The organism is Streptomyces odontotermitis (assembly GCF_050510915.1).
Lineage (GTDB): Bacteria > Actinomycetota > Actinomycetes > Streptomycetales > Streptomycetaceae > Streptomyces.
In genome coordinates, this window is the sequence record NZ_JBNJLS010000002.1 from 437,835 (window position 1) to 463,598 (window position 25,764).

A 25,764-nucleotide genomic window follows, 5' to 3' on the forward strand; every position below is an offset into this window, starting at 1 on the left:
GCGCCGGCCGGGTCCAGGACCCGTGCGCACACGAAAGCCATTTGGACAGGGGGCGCTGGCCAAGTCTTTCGATGCAAGGGGTGCGACCGTCATGACCACAACCGAACTATCGAGTTCCGTCCCCCACAGGGAGGTGACGGACGCCAACGGCCGGGTGTACCGGGTTGGCGAGAGCGACGTCGACATCATGGGCCGCAAGCGCAAATGGATGGTGATCCTGCCCTGGGTGGGCATGATGGGGATCTCCTCCGCCGAGTACGCGTTCGCGTCCGCGGAGGACACCCTCCACACCGCGCACAGCTGGAACAACGACCACATCTTCTGGATGATGACGGTCTGGGTGTTCTTCCAGGCCGCGGTGGCCTTCCCCGCGGGAAGACTGCGGGAGAGCGGCCGGCTTCCGGCCCGCTGGGCGATGATGCTCGGCGCGGCGGGCACGCTGCTCGGCTATCTGTCGCTGGCCTACGCGCCGCACGTGATCGTGGCCTACATCGGCTTCGGCATGTTCAGCGGCATGGGCGCGGGCATGGTGTACGCGACCTGCGTCAACATGGTCGGCAAGTGGTATCCGGAGCGGCGGGGCGGCAAGACCGGCTTCGTCAACGGCGGCTTCGCCTACGGCTCGGTGCCGTTCGTCTTCCTGTTCACCGGCTTCATGGACCTCACCAACTTCCGGTGGGTGCTGGTCTCGGCCGGTCTCTTCCTGGCCGCGACGGTCGCCGTCGCCGGCTTCTTCTTCAAGGACCCGCCGAAGAACTGGTGGCCCCAGGAAGTCGATCCCCTCAACCCTCCGAAGGACCCGCGGGCCCGCCGTTCCCTGCGCAAGAACCCGCCGGCGGTCAAGCAGTACACCCCCAAGGAGGCATGGCAGACCGGCCGGGTGGCACTGATGTGGTTCTGTCTGGCCTGCACGTCCTGCGTGAACATCTTCGGCATCGCCTTCCAGGTCGACCTCGGTGACGAGGCCGGCTTCGCGGGCGGCATCGTGGCCACGGCGATGTCGCTCAAGGCGGTCGTCAACGGCACCGGGCGCGGTGTCATCGGCTGGCTCTCCGACCTCTACGGCCGCAAGCAGTGCCTGCTGGTCGTCTGCGCCATCCTGGGCGCCGCCCAGTTCGGCGTCCTGTGGTCGGCACAGGCCAAGAACCTGCCCCTGTTCCTGATCTTCTCCGCGATCTCCGGCTTCGGCGGCGGCGCCATCTTCCCGATGTTCGCGGCACTCACCGCGGACTACTTCGGCGAGAACAACAACGCGTCCAACTACGGGATGGTCTACAGCTCCAAGCTCGTCTCCGGTCTCGGCGCGGGCATGGGCGCCGTGGTCGTCGACGCGTGGGGGCACTCCGGTGCCTTCACCCTGGCGGGCTGCATCTCGTTCTTCGCCGGCTGCATCGCCCTCTTCCTGTCCCCGCCCGGCAGGCCCAAGTCCCGTGGCATACGACCCAATCCACAACCCCTCGGTGAGGAGATGGCCTAAATGACGGCGGAGCCCATCGCCGCAGGAAGTACGGCGCCGGCCACCGGCGCGAAGTACCGAGAGATCACCGACGAGCACGGCCGCGTCTATCGCGTGGGCGAGACGGACCGCGACATCCTCGGCCATTCCCGCAAGTTCATGGTGTACCTGCCGTGGATCGCGATGATGGCCATCAGCGTCTCCGAGTATGCGTACGGCTCGGCGGAGGACACCTTGTCCAGCGCCCACGGCTGGACGCAGTCCAACACCTTCTGGATCCTCAGCGTCTGGGTGTTCTTCCAGGCGGGCATCGCGTTCCCGGCCGGCTGGCTGCGGGAGAAGGGCATCGTGTCGGCCCGCCGGGCCATGACGATCGGCTCCTTCCTCTGCCTGCTCGGCTTCCTCGCGCTGTCCCATCTGAGCAATGTGTGGCTGGCGATCCTGGGGTTCGGGGTGATCGGCGGCCTGGGCTCCGGTCTCGTCTACTCGACCTGCATCAACATGGTCGGCAAGTGGTTCCCGGAGCGCAAAGGCGGCAAGACGGGATTCGTCAACGGCGGCTTCGCGTACGGGTCCCTGCCGTTCATCTTCATCTTCAACTACGCCTTCGACACGTCGAACTACCACCGTGTGCTCGACATGATCGGCGTGTACGTCCTGGTCGTGGTCCTCGCCTGCGCGTTCTTCTTCCGGGACCCGCCGAAGAACTGGTGGCCGCACGACATCGACCCGATGGAGAAGTCCGGCTCGGGCAAGAGCGCCAAGTCCCTGTCGAAGAACCCGCCCGCGGTACGGCAGTTCACGCCCAAGGAGGCCATCAGGACGGGGATGCTGCCGCTGATGTGGCTGAGCCTGGTCCTCACGGCCGGGGTGTCGATCTTCGGCATCTCCTTCCAGGTGGACTTCGCCAAGGAGGTCGGCTTCGGGCCCCTGGTGGCGGCCTCGTCGATGGGCGTCATGGCGGTCATCAACGGCGTCGGCCGCGCCGTCGTCGGCTGGCTGTCGGACATCTGGGGCCGCAAGCTCAGCCTGGTCTTCGTGATCGTCGTGCTCGGCCTCGCGCAGTTCGGCGTGATCTGGGCGGGCGACCTCCACAGTGAGTGGCTGTTCCTGTTCTTCGCGTTCCTGTCGGGCTTCGGCGGCGGCGCGTTCTACCCGATGTTCGCGGCGCTGACCCCGGACTACTTCGGCGAGAACTACAACGCCACCAACTACGGCCTCGTCTACAGCGGCAAGCTCATCAGCGGCCTCTTCGGCGGCGGCCTCGGCTCCATGGTGGTCGCGGCCTGGGGCTACAACGGCGCGTACGCACTGGCCGGGGGGATATCGATGCTGGCGGCGGCGGTCGCGCTGCTGCTGCGGCAGCCGGGGAGCGAGAAGAAGGGGGCGGAGGTGGGAGCGGTCGCGTAGGGGGCGCGTCGCGAGTCGCGAGGGGTCCGGCCGGGGGGCCGGGCCTCTCTGCGTGCCCGCTCCCTCGCTCCCTCGCTCCCCTGCTCCTCCGCTCCCCTCTTGGCACCTGGCCAGCCTCTCGGGGCCCCTGGCCGATTCTCCCGGGACCCAGGCCCCCGTCGCCTAACTCTCCGCGTCCACCGCCGCGTCCACCCACCGGCACAGTTCGTCCAGCGCCGAGCGAACCCGTTCCTCGTCCCCCGTCGCCAGATGGTCCGCCTGCAGGCCCGCGAACGCGCCGTTCAGGAGCGTCGCCGTGACCAGGGCCCTCGCCTCGGGGACGCCGCGCAGCGTCAGGCACGACGCCACGAACTGCGCCCTGCCCCGTACGAAGTCCGGTACCGCCACCGGCAGCCGGTCCGCCGCCGACAGGCCCTCGATCTCACGGATCAGGCGGGTCATCGCCAGCTCGTCCGCCCCGAGGTTGCGCTCCCACGCCGACCGTACGACCTCGCTGACCGGGACCGCAGGGTCCTGCCAGCCCGCCGTCGCGCGCAGCGCGTCGTGCTGCCGTTCGTCCAGGCGGTGCATCACGGCGACGAGCAGCTCCTGCTTGTCCGCGAAGTGGTGCGTCAGAACGCGGGTGCTCTGTCCCAGGGCCGCCGCGATGCCGCGCAGGGTGAACTGTCCGATCCCCGTGCGGGCGAGGTGCCCGATCACGGCGTCGAGCACCTCGCGGCGGCGGTCCGGATTCACCGGTCTGGGCACGGGGTCGGTCCTCCTGTCTCGGCGGTCCCGGGGTGTTCCGGTGTTCCGGGGGCCCGGTGTGGCCGCCACCGTCTCACACCGGCACCCGCTCCACGTTAGGGAAACATCTGTTACCTTAATGGGGTGAGTGTGCCCTTCCGTCAAACACCCGTCTGGCTCTACGCGTTGACGCTCGCCGCCTTCGCGGTGCAGACCGACGACTTCATCATCATCGGCGTCCTCCCCGACCTCGCCCATGACCTGCACGTCGGCGAGGGAGCGGCCGGACAGCTCGTCACCGTCTACTCCCTCGTCTACGCCCTGGCCGCCCCGGCGTGGGCGCTGCTCCTCGCGCGGATCGACCGCAAGCGGGCCCTCTGCGGGGCCCTCGCCGTGTTCACCGCGACCAATCTCGTCGTCCCGCTCGTCACGGCCTTCCCCGCGCTGATGGCGCTGCGGGTCTCCGCCGCGCTCGCCGCGGCCGTCGTGCTGCCCGCCGCGCTCGCCGCCGCCACCGCCGCGGCCCCGCCCGACCGGCGCGGGCGCTATCTCGCCACGGTCATGACCGGGCTGACCGGCGCGGTCCTGATCGGCGTCCCCACCGGTACGTACATCGGTGACGCGGCCGGCTGGCAGGCCACCTTCGTCTTCGCCGGGGCGCTGGGCGCCGTGGCTCTCCTCCTGGCCCTCGTGACCGTGCCCCGCACCCCGACCGCGGCGGAACCGGCCGCCGGGGCACGGGAGTTGCTGCGCCCCGTCCTGCAGCGCGCCGTGCTCGTCGTCCTCCTCGTCACCGTCGTGACCGTCGCGGGCAACCTCGCCTTCCAGACGTACCTCGCGCCCTTCCTGGCCGACCTCGCCTCCGTGACCAGCAAGCAGCTCGCGGTGCTGCTGGTGCTCGCCGGAGCGGGCGGCCTCGTCGGGACGCGCCTCGCGGGGCGGATCGTCGACCGGTACGGGTCGATGCGCGCCCTCGTCGCGGCGGGCGGCCTTTTCTGTGCGGGGATGGCCGCGTTCTGCGCGCTGTGGCTCGCCCGGCCGGTCCCGCTCGTCGCCGTCGCCGCGCTGCTGATGTGCTGGTCGGCGGCGGCCTGGGCGGTGCCGCCCGCCATCCAGGCCCTGATGGTCGACCGGGTCGGGCCCGAGGGCGCCACCCAGGCGATGGCGCTGCACTCCAGCTCCGCCTATGTCGGAGCCGCGATCGGCGGAGGTCTCGGCGGTGTGCTGGTGGTCGTCGACCCCGGCCTGCTGCCCGCGGTGGCCGCCGTACTGGTGGGCCTCGCGCTGGGCGCCGTCCGCTGGGCCGTGCGGTCCGCCCCGACCGCGGGGTCCGGAGGGGCGGGCGTCTTGGGAGGGGCGGTGTGCGAGGAGTTCGGGTGCGGGGCCGATGGCGGGTCGGGGGCGGGGGTCGAAGCCGAGCCGGGGGCCGCGGTCGAGGCCGGGGCCGGGTCAGGGGCCGAGGTCGAGACCGGGTCAGGGGCTGGGCCCCGTCCCGGTCGGCGACCGCGCCCGAGTCCGTGAGCCCGCCGGAGCAGGGGTCGGCGCGGCGGGGCGCGGCGGAACCGGAAGTGGCGCGGCAGAGCTCGTCGGACGGCGCCATCCGGACGGGGCGGGCCGACCCGCGGTGAAGGCGGGGAGGCGGCGGCCTGCGGTGAAGGGGCGTGCAGCGGACCGGGGGACGCCGGGCAGCCTCCCCCGCTCCCGCTCCCTCGCTCATCCCCTCCGCTCCTGCCGAACTCCAGCGGGCACAGCCCCTCGTGGGGCGCCGGGACGGGTGGGCGGCGCGGTGCGAGACGGGCGGAGCGGGGTGAGTCGGGTGCGGTCGACCACCCCGCCACGCACGGTGCTCTACTCGCCGCACCTCTCCCGCAGCCCGTGCAGGTGGTCGCTGGACTTGCGGGCGAAGGCGAACGACTCGACGGGGTTGTCGTGTTCGGTCTGCCAGTGGTGGTAGCGGCGCCCGTGGTGGGTGCGGCCGACCCGGGAGAGGAACGTCTTGTAGTCGATGTCGCCGTCGCCCACGTCGACCATGCGGTAGCCGTCGGGGGCGGTGTCGTCGCGGATGCCGTCCTTGACGTGGAACAGCGGGTAGCGGTGCGGCTGCTTCAGTACGTAGTCCAGGGGCTCGAAGGGGGCGGGGGTGCCGTCCGGGCGCTTGGAGAAGCGGAACTGGGCGGTGTAGGCCCAGTAGATGTCCATCTCCAGGAAGACCAGGTCCGGGTCGGTCTCGGCGAGCAGCACGTCGTAGAGCCGCACGTCGGGGCGGTCGGTGGCGAAGGAGAACTCGTCGCCGTGGTTGTGCTGGTAGAACTTCATGCCGCGCTTCCTGGCCGCGGCGCCGTAGGTGTTGAACTCCTCGGCACAGCGCTTCCAGCCGTCGACGGTCCTGCCGTAGCGCCAGGGGCCGGACGCGGTGCCGATGTGCTTGAGGCCGAGCGCCTGGGCCTCGTCGAGGACCTTGTTCAGGTTCTGGGCGAAGGTGTAGGCGTTCGGGTCGCCGTCGGCGTAGTAGCCGACGTGGCTGCCGATGGGGTTCAGGCCGTGGTCGGCGGCGAGCCGCTTGAGCTGGGCGAGCGTGATCGGGCCCGCGCTGCCCTGGGTGTAGCCGGCGAACTCCACCTCGTCGTAGCCGTACTTGGCGAGCTCGGCGAAGACCGGCGCGAAGCCGAGGGTGGAGACCTTGTCGCGCAGGCTGTACAGCTGGATGCCGAGCCGGCCCGGAGGCAGTACGGGGCGGCCACCACGGCCGCGGTCGCGGCTTTCGGCGCCGTCCGTCGCGGGGAGTGCGGCGGCCGGGTTCGCGGCGGCGCCGACGACGGCCGCGGCGGAGGCTCCCGCGGCGACGCCGAGCATGCCGCGGCGGCTGAGTCTGCGGCCGAGTTCTGGGTCCTGGGGTGTGCGGGGCATGCGGGAACTCCTTGTGGTGGCGGGGCGTTGTCAGTGGTGTCTGGTTCAGTTGGCTGTGGTCGGCGGGGGTGCGAGGCCGGCCAGCTGGAGCAGCAGTGACTTCACATCGGTGGCCCGCAGGGGGCCGGTGAGGGCGTGGGGGGTGGAGCACAGGATGAGCGGACCGTCGTTCGGGTCGTCGGGGAGCCGGCCGTGGCTGCCGCGAATAGGTGAGGGATCCAGGGGCACCACCGCCATGCGGTAGCGCATCCCGAGCTTCTTGCGGGCGAGCGCGCCCGCGGCCTTCACCTTGACGTAGGGGTCGTGCGGGTCCATGAAGAGCTCGACCGGGTCGTAGCCGGGCTTGCGGTGGATCTCCACGAGCTGCGCGAAGTCGGGCGCGCGGGCGTCGTCGAGCCAGTAGTAGTACGTGAACCAGGCGTCGGGTTCGGCGAGGGCGACGAGCTCGCCCGAGCGGGGGTGGTCGAGCTGGTGGGCCTTCTTCCCCTCGTCGTCGAGGAGTTGCTCGATGCCGGGCAGGTCGGCGAGGGCGGCGCGGGCGGCGTCCAGGTCCTCGGGGCGGCGGACGTAGACGTGGGCGATCTGGTGGTCGGCGACGGCGAAGGCGCGCGACGTCATGGGGTCGAGGTACTCCATGCCGTCCTGGGTGTGGACTTCCAGCAGGCCCGCCCGGCGCAGGGCTCGGTTGATGTCGACGGGGCGGGAGACGCGGGTGATGCCGTATTCGGAGAGCGCGACGACGGTACGGCCCTGGGTGCGCGCGTCGTCGAGGAGCGGGGCGAGTGCGGTGTCCAGGTCGGCGGCGGCCTGGTGGGCGCGGGGGTCGTCGGGGCCGTAGCGCTGCAGGTCGTAGTCGAGGTGGGGGAGGTAGGACAGGGCCAGGTCGACGGGGCGGGTGGCGAGGATGTGCCGGGTGGCGTCGATGATCCACTGGCTGGAGACGATGTCGGCGCCGGGGCCCCAGAAGTGGAAGAGGGGGAACGTGCCGAGTTCCTCGGTGAGTTCGTCGTGCAGGGCCGGGGGCCGGGTGTAGCAGTCGGGTTCTTTGCGGCCGTCGGCGTAGTAGACGGGGCGGGGGGTGACGGTGATGTCGGTGTCGGCGCCCATGGCGTACCACCAGCAGATGTTGGCGACCGAGTAGCCGGGGTAGGTGCGGCGGGCGGCGTCCCACAGTTTGTCGCCGGAGACGAGGCCGTTGTGCTGGCGCCACAGCAGGACGTCGCCGAGTTCGCGGAAGTACCAGCCGTTGCCGACGATGCCGTGCTCGGCGGGCATGGTGCCGGTGAGGAAGGTGGACTGGGCGGCGCAGGTGACGGCGGGCAGGACGGTGCCGAGCGGCGCCCGGGAGCCGGACTGGCCGAGGGACTTGAGGTGGGGCATGTGGTCGAGGAGGCGGGGGGTGAGGCCGACGACGTCCAGGACGAGGAGAGGAGTGGGCTCGCTTCCGGGTGCGGTCATGGGAGTTCCTTGAGGCCGAGGTCCGTCAACAGGTCGCGGGCGAGGGTGAGTTCGGCGGCGATGCCGTCGATGAGCTGGGGCCGGGTGCGGGGGCGCAGCTCGGGCGGCAGGGCCTGCCAGGTGTAGGTCTCGACTTCGAGGTGGCGGGTGCGCGGGTGCGGCTCGCCGACGAGCCGGGCGAGGGCGTCCTTCAGGACGGGGAGCGTGGAGGTGAGGGGCGGGGCGGGGGCCGCGTGCAGGGGGACGTGGAAGTGGGCGCGCCAGGGGGCCGCGTCGGGCAGGGCGTCGCGGGCGAGGGCCTCGCCGAGGTCGTCGGTGCCGTGGAGTCCGTCGGGGGTGCGGGTGCGGGTCTGGTGCAGGAAGCGGGGTTCGTCGAAGGCGGCGAGTGCCTCGCGTACGGCGGCGAGCCGGGGGTGGGGGGCGTGCAGGGCGGCGGAGAGCTGGGTCTTGACGACGGGGATGCCGGCGGCGGCGAGGGCGTCGAGCGCTGTCCCGGGGTCTTCGAAGGAGGTGGCGAGGTGACAGGTGTCGACGCAGAGGCCGATGCGGTCGTGGCCGATGGCGGTGAGCGGGGCGATGGCGTCGGCGGTGGTCTCCACGGTGCAGCCGGGTTCGGGTTCGAGGCCGACGCGGAGGGAGCGGCCGGTGAGTTCGGCGAGGGCGTCGAGGCGCTGTCCGAGGGTGAGCAGGGCGGTGCGGGCCGCCTCCGCCCGGCCGCTGTCGAAGGGGGTGCGCCAGGCCAGCGGGAGGGTGGAGATGCTGCCGTCGCTGACGTCGTCGGGGAGGAGCGCGGCGAGCAGGCGGGCCAGGTCGGTGGTGTGGGAGAGCCGTTCGGGGTCGGTCCAGTCGGGCTTGTACACGCGGTACTTGACCTCTTGGGCGCCGAAGCCTTCGTAGGGGAAGCCGTTGAGGGTGACGACTTCGAGGCCGCGCCGGTCGAGTTCGGTGCGCAGGCCGCGCAGGGCGGCCGGGTCGGTGACGAGGGCGTGGGCGGCGTCCTTGGCGAGCCACAGGCCGATGCCGAGGCGGTCGCGGCCGAGGCGTCGGCGCACCGGCTCGCAGTGGTCGCGGAGTTGGGCGAGGACTCCGTCGAGGGTCTCCGCGGGGTGGACGTTGGTGCAGTAGGCGAGGTGGACGGTGGAGCCGTCGGGGTGGCGGAAGCGCATGGGCTCACGCCCCGCCGCGCAGGATGGAGTTCCCCTCGTGGGTGGCCGCGTCCGTTTCCTGGACGTCGAGTCGGAGGCGGCCGCTCAGTCCGTAGAAGGCGACGGGGTTGCGCCACAGCACGAGGTCGACGTCGTCCTCGTCGAAGCCGTCGGCGAGCATCGCGTCGGCGACCTTGCGGGTCTTGAGGGGGTCGCTCTTGCCCCAGTCGGCGGCGGAGTTGACGAGGACCTTCTCGGGGCCGTAGGCGCGCAGGATCGCGACCATCCGCTCCTCGTCCATCTTGGTGTCGGGATAGACGGAGAAGCCGAGCCAGCAGCCGCTGTCCTTGGCTTCCTTGACGGTGGTCTCGTTGAGGTGGTCGACGAGGACCCGCCCGGGCGGCAGCGCGGACTCCCGTACGACGTCGAGGGTCCGGTGCAGTCCGGTGAGCTTGTCGCGGTGGGGGGTGTGCACGAGGGCGGGCAGCGCCTGGTCGGCGGCGAGCTGGAGCTGGGCGGCGAGCGCGGTGTCCTCGGCGGGGGTCATGGAGTCGTAGCCGATCTCACCGACCGCGACGACGTTGTCCTTGACCAGATAGCGGGGCAGCTCGTCGAGGACGGGCGTGCAGCGCGGGTCGTTCGCCTCCTTGGGGTTGAGGGCGATCGTGCAGTGGTGGGCGATGCCGTACTGGGCGGCGCGGAAGGGCTCCCAGCCGAGGAGGGAGTCGAAGTAGTCGTAGAAGGACGCGGGCGAGGTGCGGGGCTGGCCGAGCCAGAAGGAGGGTTCGACGACGGCGCGGACACCGGCGGCGTGCATGGCCTGGTAGTCGTCGGTGGTGCGGGAGGTCATGTGGATGTGCGGGTCGAAGATGCGCATCAGGACTCCTCTGCCTCAGGTGCCCGTTCCCCCGTCGCCCGGTCGGGGGCGGGCGTGGTCAGGGCCAGGACGCGGTGCAGATCACCGGGGACGGGGCGGCCCGCGGCGGTGCGCTCGTGCGCGAAGTCACCGAGCATCCGGGCGAGTTCGGCGTCTCCGCGGGCACGGCGTGCGAGGCCGGCGACGGCATCGACGGGCACGCCGGTGAACAGGCACTTCAGGACGGCGTGCCGCCAGTCGTGCGGGGCGAGGTGCGCGGCGGTGTAGGGGCCGAGGGCGGCGGCGACGAGCGTGGTGTCGTTGGTGCGCAGGGCGTCCTCGACCAGCGGCAGGGCTTCGGCGTCCGGTACCAGGTGGGGCAGGGCGAGCAGGACGGCACGGCGTTCGGCGGCGGTGCCCCGGGAGTAGAGGCGGTCGAGCGTCGTGGTGTCGGCGCGGGCGGTGTGCAGGAGGACGACGCGGGCGGCGTCCGCGTGCTCGGCTCCGCAGCGCCGCCCGGCCTCGGCGAAGCGCAACTCCCAGGAGGGTACGGGTCCTTGGCCGGGGTCCTCGTGGTGGGCTGCGGCTTCGTCGGTGGCCTGGTCGAGCCAGGCGCGGGCGGCTCCGGCGAGGGCGGCGTCGAGATGGGCGCGGAGGGGGGCGACGGGAGGGAGGTCGGTCACGGGGCTCCTCCTTCGGCGGCCGCGACGACGGCGACGGGGGCCTGGGCGGCGGCCGGGGCGGGTGCGGGGGCTTCGGCAGCCTCCGCGGGTGCGGCGGCTTGGGCGAGCCGGGCCGCGCGCCGCAGGAACTCGATGGACTGGGAGGCGAGTTGGGGACCGGCGTGGGAGTGGCGGGGCAGTTCGACGACGGTGAGCCCCTGGTAGCCGGTGGCGGCCAGGGCGTGGAGCACGGAGGGGAAGTCGATCTCTCCGTCGCCGAAGGGAAGGTGTTCGTGGACGCCTCGGCGCATGTCCTCGATCTGGACATGCCGCAGCCAGGGTGCGGCGGCGCGCACGCAGTCCGCGGGAGAGAGGGGTTCGAGGCACTGGCAGTGGCCGATGTCGAGGGTGAGGCCGAGGGCGGGGTGGTCGCCGAGTGCGGTGCGCAGGTGGTGGAAGTCGGCGAGGGTGGCGAGGAGATGGCCGGGTTCGGGTTCGACGGCGAGCGGCACGGCGCTGTCGGTGGCAACGTCGAGGACGGGGCCGAGGGCGTCGGCGAGGCGCTCCCACGCGGTGGGTTCGTCGGTGCCGTCGGGGGTGATGCCGCTGAAGCAGTGCACGGCGTGGGCGCCGAGTTCCGCGGCGACGCGTACGGCGGTGGTGAGCAACTCGACGCGGGCGGCGCGCTGTTCCGGGTCGGGGTCGAGGAGAGAGGGGCCGTGCTTGCGCCGTGGGTCGAGGACGTAGCGGGCGCCGGTCTCGATGGTGACGGAGAGGTCGAGCCGTTCAAGGAGCCGCCCCACGTGCCGGGTTCGGGCGGCGAGGTCGGGGGCGAGGGGGTCGAGGTGCATGTGGTCGAGGGTGAGCCCGACGCCGGAGTAGCCGAGGTCGGCGAGGAGGTGGAGGGCGTCTTCGAGGCGGAGGTCGGTGAGGCCGTTGGTGCCGTAGCCGAGGTGGAGGGGGCGCAGGGGTCCTCTCGGGCCGTGGCCCAAGGCACCGCCTGTGGCGCCGCCTGTGCCACCGCTCATGTCGTCGCTCGTGCCACCGCTCATGTCGCCGCTCCTGCCACCGCTGCTGTCACCGGTCACGTGACACTCACCTTCTTCGCGAACTTCCGGGCCGCCGGGGCGAGGGCGGCGGCGAACAGGGCCGTGCGGGGTGCTCCGGCGCGGGCGCAGAGCGCGGCCTGGAGCGGGATGAGGGCGCGGATACCGCCGCCGACCGCGCGTTGGGTGAGCGGGGGTGAGGGGTTGAGGGCGGCGTGGAAGAGGGGCCGGGCGGCGGTCGCCGCGTAGCCGGCGGCGAGGGCCTCGCGCAGGGCGGGGCGGGTACCGAGGGTGGTGATGCGTCCGGGAGTCCCGGCGGGCCGTTCGGGCGGGCCGCCCCGGCCGATGAGCTGGGCGAGGGCGGCCGTCGTGGCGAGCGCGGCCAGGGGTGGTGCGGAGGAGCCGCCCTGGGTCTCGCGGCGGGAGACGGCCGTCACGGCGAGGGTGTGCACGGCCATGGCCGCGGCGGCGGGGAGGGCGCGCCGAACGGGGAGTGTGGCACTCCCCGCCCCCGTCGGGGGTGCGGTGCTGCCCGTCCCCACCGCGAGTGCGGGGCCACCCGACCCCACCGGGCGTGCCGGGCCACCCGACCCCACCGGGCGTGCGGCACTCCCCGTCCCCGCCGCACCCAGCACCACGTCCAGCCCTCGCGCCGCCCCCATCGCCACCGGCCCCGCCCAGGTCCGCTTCAGGCCCAGGTCGTACGCCCACACCGTGGCCGCCAGGGTGGTGGCCACCGCCAGGGCGGGGCGGCCCGCGCGGGCGGCCACGGCCAGGCCCGCCCCGGTGAGAGCCGTGGCCGCCGCGAGGGCCGCGGCGGGGGCGATGCGGCCCGAGGGGATGGGCCGCTCGGGGCGGTCCACGGCGTCCTCGGCGCGGTCCGCCCAGTCGTTGAGGGCCATGCCCGCTTCGTAGAGGCAGAGGGAGGAGGTGAGGGCGAGGAGCGTACGGCGGTTGGGGCGCAGTCCCGTCGCCGCGGCGCCGACCAGGGCGTCGCCCGGCACGGTGAACAGGGCGGGCAGGCGCAGGAGTTCGGCCCAGGCGCGAGCGCGCCCACGGACACGACCACGGTCACGCCCCTCGCCACGGGCTCGGGCGCTCATCGGGACGCCCACGCCGAGCCCGACCCCGAGCCCGACCCCGACTCCGGCACCGCCCCCGCCCCCGACTCCGGCACCGACCTCGACTCCCGCTCCCGCTCCGGCTCCGACCCGGGGTCCGCCCCGGGATCCGCACTCCCCCGCAACCGCCCCGCGAACCGCACCAACTCCGCGTACTGGTCCCCCAGTCCGGCGGGGGCGCCGGGGTCGGGGTCCTTGAAGTAGAAGCCGAGTTCGGGGCGGGGCCCGGTCAGGCCGGTCTCGTGGGCGCGGGAGAGGAGGCGGGCGAGGTCCAGGATCAGCGGGGCGGCCAGGGCCGAGTCGCAGCCCTGCCAGGTCGTCTGGAGGATCATGCGGGCGCCGAGGAAGCCGTCGAAGGCGATGTGGTCCCAGGCGGTCTTCCAGTCGCCGAGGGCCGGGACGTCGTCGATGTGAACCTCGCCCTCGGGCGCGGTTCCGGTGCCGAGGGTGTCGACGAGGACGCGTTCCTTGCCCGCGTTCTTGGCGGCGGCCGCGGCGGGGTCGGCGAGGGCCGCGCCGTCGCCACCGCCCAGGAGGTTGGTGCCCGACCAGGCCCGGACGGCGAGGGCGCGCTGGGCGAACATCGGGCCGAGCACGGAGCGGAGCAGGGTCTGGCCGGTCTTGCCGTCGCGGCCCGCGTGGGGCGGGGCGGAGGCCGTCGACACCCCGGCCAGTCCGGTCGGGCCGAGCAGGGAGGGGTGGTGGAGGCCCGTGGAGGGGGTGAAGTTCACGTAGGAGCAGCCCGCCTGAAGCGCGGCGGCGGCATAGAGCGAGCTGGCGGGCAGCCGCGCGTCCGGTCCGGCGGTGGCGTCCGGCGCCGGTGCCGGTGCTGGTGCCGGTGCCGGTGCTGGTGCCGGTTCCGTCGAGGCCACGTTCACCACGACGGTGCGCGCGAGGCCCCGGCGGCGGGTGAAGTCCCGTATGTCGGCGGCGAAGGCGGCGATGAGTTCGGCGTCGGGGCGGGTGTCGTCGGGGTGGGGGCCGCCGGGGCGTATCTCGGCGTCGGCGGCGGCGAGTTCGGCGTGCAGGGCGGCGGGCAGGGCGTGCGGGAGCACTCCCCCGGCGGCGAGGGCCTCGGCGCGTTTGGGCAGCGGGCAGTCGGTGGTGTCGTGGCCGCCGAAGACGAGGGAGGTGAGGGCGGGCAGGCCGCAGTCGGTGAAGGCCGGGGTCTCCGTGACCATGCCGGTGGGTGGGTGGAGTCCGGCGGCGACGGCCGCGCAGCCCGCGACGGCCGTGGTGGCGACGGAGCCGCGCGCGCCGATCAGCCAGACGCCGACGGGAGGGACGGAAGGAGGTGAGACATCAGTGGAGGGCGGGGTGATGACAGTGGACACGGATGCCTCCCGTGCGGCCGAAGCGGGTGGTGGGAAGGGGAGCGGCGTGAGACGGCGGGCGGAGGTCCGGCGTCCTCCGCCCGCCGCCGCCCTAGTGGCCCCCGGAGCCCGGGGCCGTGGCGGAACCCGGCTCCGACGGCAGGTCCTTCACCCTGATGTCGCGGAAGGAGACCTGGTCGTCGGCGCCGTGGTTCTGGATGCCGATGTGGCCCTGGAGCAGGCTGCGCGCCGGATCGGTGTTCGTGTAGTCGTTGATCTGCACGCCGTTGAGATAGATGCGCAGGCGTTCGCCCTCGACTCTGATCTCGTAGGTGTTCCACTGACCCGGCGGGTTCAGCGCCTTGTCGCGCGCCTTCAGGTCGGCGGACTGGAAGCCGTAGACGGAGCCGGTGGTCTTCTCCGGTACGTCGGTGGCGTCGATCTGGATCTCGTAGCCGTTGTCGACGGCCGACCACGGGTCGTCGGAGGGCGGGAAGCCCACGAAGACACCGGAGTTGTCGTCGCCCTCCATGCGCCAGTCGAGCTTCAGGGAGTACGAGCCGAGCTCGCGCCGGTCGTACCAGAGCATGCCCATGCCGCCGGTGGTCGTGAGCGTGCCGTCCTTCAGCTCGAAGGAGCCGGGTCCCGCCTGCTTCCAGTTCCCCAGCGACTCCGCCGTGCCGTCGAAGAGCTTGGTGTAGCCCTTCTCCGGGCGGCAGTCGGCCTGGGCCGCCCCGATCGCCCAGCGCACCCCGCCGAGCAGGTGCTGCCGGAAGGCGGGGTCGGCGTAGGACTCCTTGGTGTGGCCGCCGCCCGTGTAGAAGGAGCGGCCGCCCTCGTACTCCTGGCACCAGGCGATGGGATGGTCGCCGGACATGGTGCCGCCGGTGTAGGAGGACTCGTCGAGCGAGGCGAGCACCCGTGCGCGGTCCCGGGGGTTGGAGCGGTAGTTGTACCACTCGTCGGTGCGGTTCCAGACGTCGCCGAGGTGGGCCGTGGCCGGGTGGGCGTGGTCCTCGACGTTCACCTTGGCGGGCTGGATCGCCGGGTGCGACTGGAACCAGGCGCCCGCGAGGCCGCCGTAGAAGGGCCAGTCGTACTCGGTGTCGGCGGCGGCGTGCACCCCGACGTATCCGCCGCCGCCCCGGATGTAGCCCTCGAAGGCGGTCTGCTGCGCGGAGTTGAGGACGTCGCCGGTCGTGGAGAGCCAGACGACGGCGGCGTACTTGCCGAGGTTGGCGTCCGTGAAGGCCCCGGCGTCCTCCGTCGCGTCGACGGTGAAGCCGTTCGCGGCGCCCAGGTCCTTGACGGCGGCGATGCCGTCGGGGATCGAGTCGTGGCGGAAGCCCGCGGTCTTGGAGAAGACCAGGACGCGGGGGGCGTCCTTGCCGGGCTTGCCCGGCTTCCCCGGGCCCGGCCTGGAGGCGGCCGGGCCCGAGGTGCAGCCGATGAGCAGGGCGGCCGCCGCGGCGGCGGTGACGATTCGTGTGTGTGCGCGCATCGTGGTCACTCCTCTCGCTCAGCCGGTGGTGAGGGTGAAGTCGTCGACGTCGTAGAGCGCGCCCGTGCCTTCGCCCTTGAAGACGAGGAAGAGCGTGGTGGTGCCCTTCGGGGGCGCGGTGAGGGGCGTGCTGACGTCCTTGAAGGTCTCCCAGCCGCCGGTCGGGTCGACCTTGGCGCTGCCGAGGAGCTTGCCGTCGGCGGCGCCGCTGCGGATCTCCAGGGTGCCGCCCGATCCGGCGGAGGAGACGCGGGCGGTCAGGGAGGTGGCGTTGCCGAGGATGTAGGGCTTGAAGGAGACCCAGTCGCCGTTGTTGATGTCGCCGACGGTCTTGCCGCCGTGGGCCGGGGCGTGGTTGATGACGGAGACGCCCTTGGAGTCGCCGTAGTGCTCGCCCTGGCGGTGCTTGGGCTGGACGATGTTCTGGTCGTGGGTGGTCAGCGCGGGCTGGCCGCCTGCGCCCTTGTCGGTGTACTCGGCGTCGAAGACCCCGAAGATGTTCGCGTTCGGGTCGTGCTCGCCGTCGGCGGAGGTCTGGATGGTGCCCTCGCAGCCGTTGGCGGACGTCACCGGGTGGCCGTGGCTGTCATGGCCGAGGATGTGGGTGACCTTCACCTTCGCGCAGTCGATGGTGCCGTCCTCCGGGTCGGTCACCTTCACCTTGAAGGGCACCTTGTCGCCGAAGGTGAACAGCTGTCCGTCGCCGGGGAGTTGCAGGGTCACCTTGGGCGCGGTGTTGCCGACGGTGACGTGGGCGCTGGCGGTGCCGGTGCGTCCCGTCGTGTCCTTGACGGTGACGGTCGCCGTGTAGGTGCCGTTCTTCTTGTACGTGTACGTGGGGTTCTGCTCGGTGGACTTGCCGCCGTCGCCGAAGTCCCAGGCGTAGCTGAGCTGGTCGCCGTCGGCGTCGGTGGCCTTGGCGGTGAACTTCGTCTTCAGGGGCGCCTGTCCGCTGGTCACGGAGGCGGCGGCCTCGGCGACCGGGGAGTGTCCTTCGGTGGCGTTCTCGATGCGGTAGAGGGCGGAGTTCTCGTCGCCGTTGAAGTAGCCGGTGCCGTAGTCGAGGACGTACAGGGCGCCGTCGGGCCCGAAGGCCATGTCCATCACCTGGGTGCCTTTCCAGGGGAAGGCGTTGATGGTCTTCACGGTGCCGTCCGTGCCCTGGTCGATGCGCTTGATCCAGCGCCGCCCGAACTCACCGGCGAAGAAGTTGCCTTCGTACGCCTGCGGGAACTTGACCTTGGAGTCGGAGTTCGCGTCGTAACGGTAGACGGGGCCGCCCATCGGCGACTCGGAGCCGGTGCCGAACTCGGGCACGGACCCGCCGTCGTAGGGGATCCAGGCTTCCTGCGCGGCCGGCAGGTCGGTGAGGCCGGTGTTGTGCGGCGACTCGTTCTTCGGGGCGGCGCAGTTGAAGGCCGACCCGGAGGTGGAGGTGGCGAAGTCGTAGTCGATGTAGGCGTCGTTCTTGCCGGTGCAGTACGGCCAGCCGTAGTTGCCGGGCTTGGTGACGCGCGCGAACTCGACCTGTCCCGCCGGTCCCCGCTTCGGGTCGGCGGCGCCCGCGTCGGGGCCGTAGTCACCGACGTAGACCGTGCCGGTGGGCTTGTCGACGCTCATGCGGAAGGGGTTGCGGAAGCCCATCGCGTAGATCTCGGGGCGGGTCTTGTCCGTGCCGGGCGCGAAGAGGTTGCCGCCGGGGACGGTATACGAGCCGTCGTCGGCGACCTTGATGCGGAGGATCTTGCCGCGCAGGTCGTTGGTGTTGCCGGCCGAACGCTGGGCGTCGTAGGCGGGGTTGCGGTTCGCGCGCTCGTCGATGGGGGTGAAGCCGTCGGAGGCGAAGGGGTTGGAGTCGTCGCCCGTCGACAGGTAGAGGTTGCCGTCCTTGTCGAAGTCGATGTCGCCGCCGACGTGGCAGCAGATGCCGCGGTTGGCGGGGACGTCGAGGACCTTCTTCTCGCTGGCCGCGTCGAGGGTGCCGTCGTCCTTCAGCGTGAAGCGGGAGAGGCGGTTCACGCCGTCGAACTTCTTGAAGTCGTCGGCGGTGCCCTCGTTCGGGGCGTCGCCCGCGGGGGTGTCCAGGGGCGGGGCGTAGTAGAGGTAGATCGCCCGGTTGGTGCTGAACTTCGGGTCGATGCCGACGCCTTGGAGGCCCTCTTCGTCGTGCGAGTAGACGGGTATCTTGCCCGCGGTCCTGGTGTCACCGTTCGCGTCGGTGAGGCGCAGGGTGCCGTCGCGGGAGGTGTGCAGGACGGAGCGGTCGGGAAGCACGGCGAGCGTCATGGGCTCGCCCATCTCGGGCTCGCCCTTGGCGAGGGTCACCTGCTGGAAGTCCTCGGCGGCCGACGCTCCCGCGCCGGTGGCGGGGTCCTTGGGTGCGGCGCCCGCGTGCGGGGCGGCGAGGGTGAGGGTCGCACCCATGAGGAGGGGGGCGGTGAGCAGGGCGAGTGTCTTACGGCGTCTTGGGCGGCGGGTCCTGTGCAGCACGGTTCTCCTCCGGGAGGGGTGTACGGAGCGGGTGCGTTGCGTGTCTGCGTGCACCGGGGTGCGCCGTCACCCCGGGGAGGTTCATGTCCTGTACATCTCAGGGACGGTAGCGAGCTTTGTCTTTGGCTGGAAGCCCTTGCGCAGAGGGGAAGTTGGGCTTTCTCCTCGGGCGGGACAAAGTGGGAGCGGGCAGGGGGAGTCCACCCCGCCCCGCCCCTTCCCGTAACCAGGGACTTCGCCCCTGGACCCTCCCCGACCCGAGCGCCGGACGGGCTAGTCCGACCCGAAGGCCGCGTCGAAGCTGCCGCTCGGTGGGTCGAAGTCGTACGCCTTCAGCTTCGTCAACGCCTCCGGCGCCCCCTGCAGGCGGTCCATCCCCGCGTCCTCCCACTCCACCGAGATCGGGCCCTCGTACGCGATGGAGCGCAGCATGCGGAAGACGTCCTCCCAGGGGACGTCGCCGTGGCCCGCCGAGACGAAGTCCCAGCCGCGGCGCGGGTCTCCCCACGGGAGGTGGGAGCCGAGGCGGCCGTTGCGGCCGTCCAGGCGCCTGCGTGCCTCCTTGCAGTCGACGTGGTAGATGCGGTCGCGGAAGTCGAGGAGGAAGCCGACCGGGTCCAGGTCCTGCCACACGAAGTGCGAGGGGTCGAAGTTCAGGCCGAAGGCCGGGCGGTGGTCGACCGCCTCCAGGGCGCGGTGCGTCGTCCAGTAGTCGTAGGCGATCTCGCTGGGGTGCACCTCGTGGGCGAAGCGGACGCCCTCCGCGTCGAAGACGTCCAGGATCGGGTTCCAGCGCTCCGCGAAGTCCTCGTAGCCGCGCTCGATCATCGACTCCGGCGCGGGCGGGAACATCGCGACCAGGTGCCAGATCGAGGAACCGGTGAAGCCGATGACCGTGTCGACGCCGAAGGCCGCGGCCGCGCGGGCCGTGTCCTTGATGCGGGCGGCGGCCCGCCGCCGGACGCCCTCCGCGTCCCCGTCGGCCCAGACCGCGGCCGGGAGGATCGCCTGGTGGCGCTCGTCGATGATGGCGTCGCAGACCGCCTGGCCCACCAGGTGGTTGGAGATCGCCCAGCACTTGAGGCCGTACTTGTCGAGCAGCGCGTGCCGCCCGTCCAGGTAGGCGGGGTCGGCCAGGGCCTTGTCGACCTCGAAGTGGTCGCCCCAGCAGGCGAGTTCGAGGCCGTCGTAGCCGAAGTCGCGGGCGAGGCGGCAGACCTCCTCGAGCGGCAGGTCCGCCCACTGACCGGTGAAGAGCGTGTACGGGCGTGGCATCGGCTGGCCTCCTCAGGCGGGGATATTGGCGGGACCGGCGGGGATCGTCGTGTAGACCGAGTTCTTCGTCGCGCTCTCCTCCACAGCCGCGAGGACCCGCTGCACGGACAGCCCGTCCGCGAACGACGGTGCGGGGTGCTCCCCGGTGGCGATGGCGTGCAGCAGGTCGCGGGCCTGGTGCACGAAGGTGTGCTCGTAGCCGAGGCCGTGGCCCGGCGGCCACCAGGCGTCCAGGTAGGGGTGGTCGGGCTCGGTGACGAGGATGCGGCGGAAGCCGGAGGACGACGCGGGTTCGGTGTGGTCGTGGTACGAGAGCTCGTTGAGGCGCTCCAGGTCGAAGGCCAACGAGCCGTCGGAGCCGTTGAGTTCGAGGCGCAGCGCGTTCTTGCGGCCGGCGGCGAAGCGGGTCGCCTCGAAGGTGGCGAGGGCGCCGGAGGCGAGGCGGCCGGTGAAGACCGCCGCGTCGTCGACGGTCACCGGGCCCACGTCCGCGGGCCGCCCCGCGCCGGTGGCCGCGAGACCGCTCGACGCCCCGTCAAGCAGCGGCCGCTCCCGTACGAACGTCTCGGTCAGCGCCGACACGCCCGCGAGCGGCTCCCCCGCCAGGTACTGCGCGAGGTCCACGATGTGCGCGCCCAGGTCGCCGAGGGCGCCGGAGCCCGCGCGGTCCTTGCGCAGCCGCCAGGTGAGCGGGAAGGCGGGGTCGACCAGCCAGTCCTGGAGGTAGGCGAGGCGGATGTGGCGCAGGGTGCCGAGGCGGCCCTCGCGCACCATGCGGCGGGCCAGGGCGAGGGCGGGCACCCGGCGGTAGTTGAAGCCGACCATGGCGATCCGGCCGCGGGCGCGGGCCCGTTCGGCGGCCTCGGCCATCGCCTCGGCCTCCTCGACGGTGTTGGCGAGGGGTTTCTCGCACAGCACGTGCTTGCCCGCGTCCAGAGCGGCGATCGCGATGTCGGCGTGGCTGTCGCCGGGGGTGCAGATGTCCACGACGTCCACGTCGTCGCGGGCGATGAGGGCCCGCCAGTCGGTCTCGGCCGCCGCCCAGCCGAGCCGGTCGGCGGCGGCGCGCACGGCCGCGCCGTCACGCCCGCAGACCGCGGCAAGGACCGGCTGGACCGGCAGGTCGAAGACGCGGCCGACGGTGCGCCAGCCCTGGGAGTGGGCCGCGCCCATGAAGGCGTAGCCGACCATGCCCACCCCCAGCGCCCGCTTGCCCGCGCCGTCCCGCCCCGACTCCTCCGACCCCTCCGACTGCTCCGTCTCTCGCATGCGACGCACCTCCTACTTGAAGCCGGTGGACATGTACTGGCCGACGTTGTCCTTGTCGACGACGGCCGAGTAGAGCGTGATGAAGGCGGGGATCTCCTGTTCCGCCATGCCGCTCACGCCCTTGCTCTGGCCGAGGGCGCGGGCCAGGTCGATGGCGGAGGCGGCCATGGTGGGCGGGTAGAGGACGGTGGCCTTCAGGACGCCGCGGTCCTGCTTGATCTCCTGGAGGGCGGAGAGCGCGCCCGCGCCGCCGACCATCAGGAAGTCGTCGCGCCCGGCCTGCTTGATGGCGCGCAGGGCGCCGACTCCCTGGTCGTCGTCGTGGTTCCACAGGGCGTCGAAGTCCTTCTGTGCCTGCAGCAGCTGGGACATCTTCGACTGCCCGGACTCGACGGTGAACTCCGCCGCCTGCCGCGCCACCTTCTTGATGTTGGGGTAGTTCTTCAGGGCGTCGTCGAAGCCCTTGGTGCGCTGCTTGGTGAGCTCCAGGTTGTCGAGCCCGGCAAGCTCGACGACCTTCGCGTCCTTCTTGTCCTTGAGCTTCTCGCCGATGTAGCGGCCCGCGTTGAGGCCCATGCCGTAGTTGTCGCCGCCGACCCAGCAGCGGTACGCCTGCGGGGTGGCGAAGACCCGGTCGAGGTTCACGACGGGGATGCCGGCCTTCATCGCCTTCAGGCCGACCTGGGTGAGGGCCTTGCCGTCGGCGGGGAGGATGACGAGGACGTCGACCTTCTTGTTGATCAGCGTCTCGATCTGCCCGATCTGGGCGGCGGTGTCGTTGGACCCCTCCGTCGCCTCCAGGCTGACGTCGGAGTACTTCTTCGCGCGCTCCTTGGCGTTGTCGTTGATCGCGTTGAGCCAGCCGTGGTCGGCCTGCGGTCCGGCGAAGCCGATGGTGACGTGCTTGCCGGGCTTGTCGTCGGCGACGGGCTGGTCCTTGGCGCTGTCGGAGCCGTCGTCCTTCGTGTCGTTGCTGGTGCAGGCGGTGAGCAGGGCGCCCGCACCCACGGCGGCGGTGCCGAAGAGCAGTCCTCTGCGACTGGCGAACTGTGGTGACTCTGGCATGGCGATGGCCCTTCAAGTGGCTTCAGGTGGCTACGGCTGCTTCGGCTGGCTACGGCTGCCGCAGCCGGCTTCAGACGGAGGTGGCGGTGCGGCGCTGGACGAGGACGGCGGCGACGATGATCGCGCCCTTGGCGATCTGCTGGACCGCGGTCTCCAGGTTGTTGAGCGCGAAGATGTTCTGGATCGTCGTGAAGATCAGGACGCCGAGGACGGAGCCGGTGATGGTGCCCCGGCCGCCGGTCAGGAGGGTGCCGCCGATGATCGTGGCGGCGATGGCGTCGAGCTCGTACAGGTTGCCGTTGGTGTTCTGGCCGGAGCCGGCCAGGACGATCAGCAGGAAGGCCGCGATGCCGCAGCACAGCCCGGACAGCAGATAGAGGTAGAGCCGCTGGCGGCGCACGTCGATCCCGGCGAGCCGCGCGGCCTCCGCGTTCCCGCCGACGGCCACGGAGCGCCGCCCGAAGGTGGTCCGGTTCAGCAGCAGCCAGCCGATCACGGTCACCGCGGCGAAGACCATCACGAGCGGCGGGATGCCGAGGACGTACGCGTCGCGCTCGCCGAGCTTCAACACCGAGTCGATGGTGACCATTTGAGTCTTGCCGTCGGTGATCTGGAGGGCGAGTCCGCGGCCGGAGGCCAGCATGGCGAGCGTCGCGATGAAGGGGACGATCCCGCCGTACGCGATGAGCAGTCCGTTGACGAGGCCGCAGCCCAGACCGACGATCACGGCGGTGAAGAGGATGCCCGCGAAGCCGTACTCCTGGGTGGCGACCGTCGTCGCCCACACGGAGGCGAGCGCGACGATCGCACCGACGGAGAGGTCGATGCCGCCGGAGATGATGACGAAGGTCATGCCGACGGTGACGACGCCGATGACGGACGCCTGGGTGAGGATCAGCTGGACGTTGTCGGTGTCCAGGAACGAGTCGGGCTGGGTGATGCCGCCGATCAGGACGAGCACGGCGAGGACGCCGAGCAGCGACAGGGTGCGCACGTCGAAGCGGATGACGCGGGGGCGGTGCTCGGCGGGGGCGCGTTTCGGGGCGACGGGCCGGGCGGGCGATGCGGGCTGCGTCATGACGCCGGGCTCCCTTCCATGACGAGGTCGAGTACGCGGTGTTCGTCGAGGTCGCGTGCGGGGGCGGTGTGCACGACGCGGCCCTCGCGGAGCACCAGGACGCGGTCGGCGAGGCCGAGGACTTCGGGGACTTCGCTGGAGACGAGGAGGACGGCGAGCCCCTCGTCCGCGAGGCGGCGGATCACCGCGTACAGCTCGGCGCGGGCGCCGACGTCGACGCCGCGGGTCGGCTCGTCGAGCAGCAGCACCTTGCAGCCGCGCAGCAGCCAGCGGGCAAGGACGGCCTTCTGCTGGTTGCCGCCGGAGAGGGTGCGCACGGGAGCGGAGGGCTGGTCGGGCCGCAGCGACAGCTCGCGGGTCGCGGCCCGGGCGGCCTCCCGCTCGGCCCTGCGGTCGATCCAACCGGCGTGCGCGAAGCGGGACATGGAGGAGACCGACACGTTGCGGGTGACGGACTCCAGCATCAGCAGCCCCTGCGCCTTGCGCTCCTCGGGCGCGAGCCCGAGCCCGGCCCGCACGGCGGCCCGCACGCTGCCCGGCCGCAACACGCGCCCGTGCACGGCGACTTGACCGCCCGTCGGCTTCCGCGCCCCGTAGATCGTCTCCAGGATCTCGGAGCGACCGGAGCCCACGAGCCCGGCGAGGCCGACGATCTCGCCGGGCCGCAGGTCCAGGTCGAGGGGTGCGAACTCCCCGTCGCGGGCGAGTCCGCGCACGCTCAACACGGGCGGCGACACGTCCAGTTGGGCCTCCTGACCCTGCTGGCCCTGCTGGCCCTGCTGGCCCTGCTGGCCCTGCTGGCTCTTCGGCCGGTCAGGGAAGACGTACTCGACGTTGCGCCCCGTCATCAGCGCGACGACCTCGCGGGTCGGCGTCGACTTGGCGGGCAGTCCGCCCGCGACGGCGCGCCCGTCCTTGAGTACGGTGACGCGGTCCCCGATGCGCCGGATCTCCTCCAGGCGGTGCGAGATGTAGACGACGGCGACGCCGTCGGCGGTGAGGTCCCCGACGATGCGGAAGAGGTTGTCTACCTCGTCCGGGTCGAGGGCGGCGGAGGGCTCGTCCATGACGATGAGGCGCACCTCGTGGGAGAGGGCGCGGGCCATGGAGACGATCTGCTGCTGGGCGGCGGACAGCTCCCCGACGAGGGCGCCCGGAGCGATCTCCCCGTGCCCAAGTCGCTTGAGAAGCTTGCCTGTTGCGGCGCGGGCCTCCCGCCCCCGTACGACGAATCCGGCGGTCGTCGGCTCGTGCCCGAGGAAGACGTTCTCGGCGACGGAGAGGTGCTCGACCAGGTCGAGCTCCTGGTAGATGGTGGCGATGCCGAGGCGCACGGCGGCGATCGGCGACCGGAGCCGGGTGGCGGCGCCGCGCCAGGTGATCTCGCCGTCGTCGGGCTGATGGGCCCCGGCCAGAACCTTGATGAGCGTGGACTTCCCCGCGCCGTTCTGGCCGAGGAGACAGTGCACCTCGCCCGCCTGGACGGTGAGGTCCACGCCGTCGAGGGCGCGGACGCCGGGGAAGGACTTGGTGATGCCGGACATGGTGAGCAGCGGTGGTTCTGGTGCCATGGCGGGTCCCCTACGCGGGTGCTGGCCGGATTCAGGGCAGGGCAGGGCAGGGCGCTGTGCAAGGACGGGAGCGGTTTGGTGCTCGCCGTGAAGCGGGTGGTGAGGTGGTGAGACGTGCTCGTGGGGCGTGCTCGTGGGGCGCGGTGGTGAGACGTGCTCGTGAAGCGTGGTTACGCGGGTGAGAAGAGGTGGTCGCTGATGAGCCGGGCGCCGCCGATGACTCCGGCGGTGGGTCCCAACTCACCGAGCACGATGGGGAGGTTGCCGGTCGCGAGGGGCAGCGACTGGCGGTAGACCTGGGTGCGGATCGCGGCCAGCAGCGTATGGCCGAGGCCGGTCACGCCGCCGCCGATCACCACGAGGCCGGGGTTGAAGAAGCTGACGAGCCCGGCGATGACCTGGCCGGTGCGGTTGCCGCCCTCGCGGATGAGGTCGAGGGCGGCGGCGTCCCCGGCGGCGGCCGCCGCGGCGACGTCGACGGCGCTCAGCGAACCCGCCGTCTCCAGTCGGGCGGCGAGCTCCGTGGAGCGCCCCTGGGCGGCGGCCTCGGCCGCGTCGCGGGCGAGGGCCGCGCCGCTGAAGTACGCCTCCAGACAGCCCCGGTTGCCGCAGGCGCAGGGCCGCCCGTCGGGCTCGACCTGGATGTGCCCGATGTCGCCCGCGCTGCCCGTCGTGCCGCGGTGGACCTCACCGCCGACGACGATGCCGCAGCCGATCCCGGTGCCGATCTTCACGCACAGGAAGTCGCCCACGGAGCGTGCGACGCCCGCGTGCTGCTCCCCCATGGCCATCAGGTTCACGTCGTTGTCGACCATGACGGGGCAGCCGAGGTCCTGGCTGAGCGCTTCCCGTACGGGAAATCCGTCCCAGCCCGGCATGATCGGCGGGGCCACCGGAACGCCCTCGGGGAAGCGGACAGGCCCCGGAACACCGATCCCGGCGCCGTCGAACCCCTCCGCGAGCCCGGAAGCCCGCAACTTCCCCGCCATGGCGAGCACTTGCTCGAAGACAGCCACCGGCCCTTCCCGGACGTCCATGGGCTGGTTGATGTGCCCGAGGACCTCCAGCTCGGCGTTGGTGACGGCGACGTCGACCGAGGTCGCGCCGATGTCGACGCCGAGGAAGCGGAGCGAGGGGGCGAGCCGGATGTTGTGGGAGCGGCGGCCGCCGCGCGAGGCGGCGAGTCCGTCGGCGACCACGAGGCCGGTCTCGAGCAGCCGGTCCACCTCGACGGCCAGCTTCGACCGCGAGAGGTCGACCTGATCGCCCAGCTGGGCACGGGAGTTGGGCCCACCGTCACGCAGCAGCCTCAGCAGCCGCGCCTGGTGCGCGTTGGCGGGTCGAGCCGTCATACGTCTCACGCGCCCCTCCCCGCCTCATCGGGCCTTTCGGCCTTGGGCCTCTCGGCCTTGGGC

General features: G+C 72.1%; 20 protein-coding genes. 3 read left to right on the forward strand and 17 right to left on the reverse strand.

All coding sequences use genetic code 11. The features are described 5' to 3' along the window. The first annotated feature begins 91 nt into the window (after positions 1-91). Both ACQB60_RS08150 and ACQB60_RS08155 read left to right on the forward strand, forming a co-directional pair. The gene (locus tag ACQB60_RS08150) at positions 92-1,477 is read left to right on the forward strand and encodes an OFA family MFS transporter (protein WP_496925147.1); all 1,386 of its coding nucleotides are present in this window, start codon (positions 92-94) and stop codon (positions 1,475-1,477) included. Then, the gene (locus tag ACQB60_RS08155) at positions 1,478-2,866 is read left to right on the forward strand and encodes an OFA family MFS transporter (protein ID WP_496925148.1); all 1,389 of its coding nucleotides are present in this window, start codon (positions 1,478-1,480) and stop codon (positions 2,864-2,866) included. It abuts the gene before it with no gap. Positions 2,867-3,028: 162 nt separating this feature from the next. On the opposite strand, the gene ACQB60_RS08160 is transcribed toward ACQB60_RS08155, so the two are convergent. Beyond that, positions 3,029-3,613, reverse strand: a complete 585-nt coding sequence (locus ACQB60_RS08160) for a TetR family transcriptional regulator (RefSeq protein WP_496925149.1) — start codon at positions 3,611-3,613, stop codon at positions 3,029-3,031. Positions 3,614-3,736: 123 nt separating this feature from the next. Between ACQB60_RS08160 and ACQB60_RS08165 the strand changes: the two genes are divergently transcribed. After that, on the forward strand, positions 3,737-5,113 hold the full coding sequence (locus ACQB60_RS08165) for an MFS transporter (RefSeq protein ID WP_496925150.1): 1,377 nt from the start codon (positions 3,737-3,739) through the stop codon (positions 5,111-5,113). Between the two features lie 327 nt (positions 5,114-5,440). Here the strand turns inward: ACQB60_RS08165 and ACQB60_RS08170 are convergent, their stop codons facing one another. The 16 genes from ACQB60_RS08170 to ACQB60_RS08245 all read right to left on the reverse strand — a co-directional run bounded on the left by ACQB60_RS08170 (position 5,441) and on the right by ACQB60_RS08245 (position 25,701). Then, entirely contained in the window at positions 5,441-6,499 is a 1,059-nt protein-coding gene (locus ACQB60_RS08170; protein ID WP_496925151.1) for a sugar phosphate isomerase/epimerase family protein, read from the reverse strand. 45 nt (positions 6,500-6,544) lie between these two features. Continuing rightward, positions 6,545-7,957: an alkaline phosphatase family protein gene (locus ACQB60_RS08175; protein WP_496925152.1), complete on the reverse strand. Its 1,413-nt coding sequence runs from the start codon at positions 7,955-7,957 to the stop codon at positions 6,545-6,547. Next, positions 7,954-9,123: a metabolite traffic protein EboE gene (gene eboE, locus ACQB60_RS08180; RefSeq protein ID WP_496925153.1), complete on the reverse strand. Its 1,170-nt coding sequence runs from the start codon at positions 9,121-9,123 to the stop codon at positions 7,954-7,956. The genes ACQB60_RS08175 and eboE overlap by 4 nt, the downstream gene beginning before the upstream one ends. Before the next feature lie 4 nt (positions 9,124-9,127). Beyond that, complete coding sequence (locus ACQB60_RS08185) at positions 9,128-9,979, reverse strand: TatD family hydrolase (RefSeq protein ID WP_496925154.1); 852 nt, start codon at positions 9,977-9,979, stop codon at positions 9,128-9,130. Further along, positions 9,979-10,641 (reverse strand): EboA domain-containing protein, encoded by a 663-nt coding sequence (locus ACQB60_RS08190; protein ID WP_496925155.1) that lies wholly within the window; start codon positions 10,639-10,641, stop codon positions 9,979-9,981. The genes ACQB60_RS08185 and ACQB60_RS08190 overlap by 1 nt, the downstream gene beginning before the upstream one ends. Next, positions 10,638-11,672, reverse strand: a complete 1,035-nt coding sequence (locus tag ACQB60_RS08195; RefSeq protein ID WP_496925156.1) for a sugar phosphate isomerase/epimerase family protein — start codon at positions 11,670-11,672, stop codon at positions 10,638-10,640. Before ACQB60_RS08195 ends, ACQB60_RS08190 begins: the two co-directional genes overlap by 4 nt. A 32-nt stretch (positions 11,673-11,704) precedes the next feature. Next, positions 11,705-12,769, reverse strand: a complete 1,065-nt coding sequence (locus ACQB60_RS08200; RefSeq protein ID WP_496925157.1) for an SCO3242 family prenyltransferase — start codon at positions 12,767-12,769, stop codon at positions 11,705-11,707. Then, entirely contained in the window at positions 12,766-14,121 is a 1,356-nt protein-coding gene (locus tag ACQB60_RS08205) for an inositol-3-phosphate synthase (RefSeq protein WP_496925158.1), read from the reverse strand. Before ACQB60_RS08205 ends, ACQB60_RS08200 begins: the two co-directional genes overlap by 4 nt. Before the next feature lie 91 nt (positions 14,122-14,212). Then, a complete protein-coding gene (locus tag ACQB60_RS08210) occupies positions 14,213-15,601 on the reverse strand; it encodes a ThuA domain-containing protein (protein ID WP_496925159.1) in 1,389 nt (462 codons plus the stop codon). Positions 15,602-15,619: 18 nt separating this feature from the next. Beyond that, a complete protein-coding gene (locus ACQB60_RS08215) occupies positions 15,620-18,088 on the reverse strand; it encodes a PQQ-dependent sugar dehydrogenase (protein ID WP_496925642.1) in 2,469 nt (822 codons plus the stop codon). 276 nt (positions 18,089-18,364) lie between these two features. Beyond that, complete coding sequence (locus ACQB60_RS08220; RefSeq protein ID WP_496925160.1) at positions 18,365-19,366, reverse strand: sugar phosphate isomerase/epimerase family protein; 1,002 nt, start codon at positions 19,364-19,366, stop codon at positions 18,365-18,367. A 12-nt stretch (positions 19,367-19,378) separates the two neighbouring features. After that, positions 19,379-20,635 carry a Gfo/Idh/MocA family protein gene (locus tag ACQB60_RS08225; RefSeq protein WP_496925161.1) on the reverse strand — a complete coding sequence of 419 codons (1,257 nt, stop codon included), beginning with the start codon at positions 20,633-20,635 and terminating at the stop codon, positions 19,379-19,381. A gap of 12 nt (positions 20,636-20,647) precedes the next feature. Then, entirely contained in the window at positions 20,648-21,700 is a 1,053-nt protein-coding gene (locus ACQB60_RS08230) for a substrate-binding domain-containing protein (RefSeq protein ID WP_496925162.1), read from the reverse strand. 70 nt (positions 21,701-21,770) lie between these two features. Beyond that, positions 21,771-22,778 carry an ABC transporter permease gene (locus ACQB60_RS08235; protein ID WP_496925163.1) on the reverse strand — a complete coding sequence of 336 codons (1,008 nt, stop codon included), beginning with the start codon at positions 22,776-22,778 and terminating at the stop codon, positions 21,771-21,773. Next, positions 22,775-24,349 carry a sugar ABC transporter ATP-binding protein gene (locus tag ACQB60_RS08240; RefSeq protein WP_496925164.1) on the reverse strand — a complete coding sequence of 525 codons (1,575 nt, stop codon included), beginning with the start codon at positions 24,347-24,349 and terminating at the stop codon, positions 22,775-22,777. Before ACQB60_RS08240 ends, ACQB60_RS08235 begins: the two co-directional genes overlap by 4 nt. A gap of 170 nt (positions 24,350-24,519) precedes the next feature. Then, on the reverse strand, positions 24,520-25,701 hold the full coding sequence (locus ACQB60_RS08245) for an ROK family transcriptional regulator (protein WP_496925165.1): 1,182 nt from the start codon (positions 25,699-25,701) through the stop codon (positions 24,520-24,522). Positions 25,702-25,764: the final 63 nt, after the last annotated feature.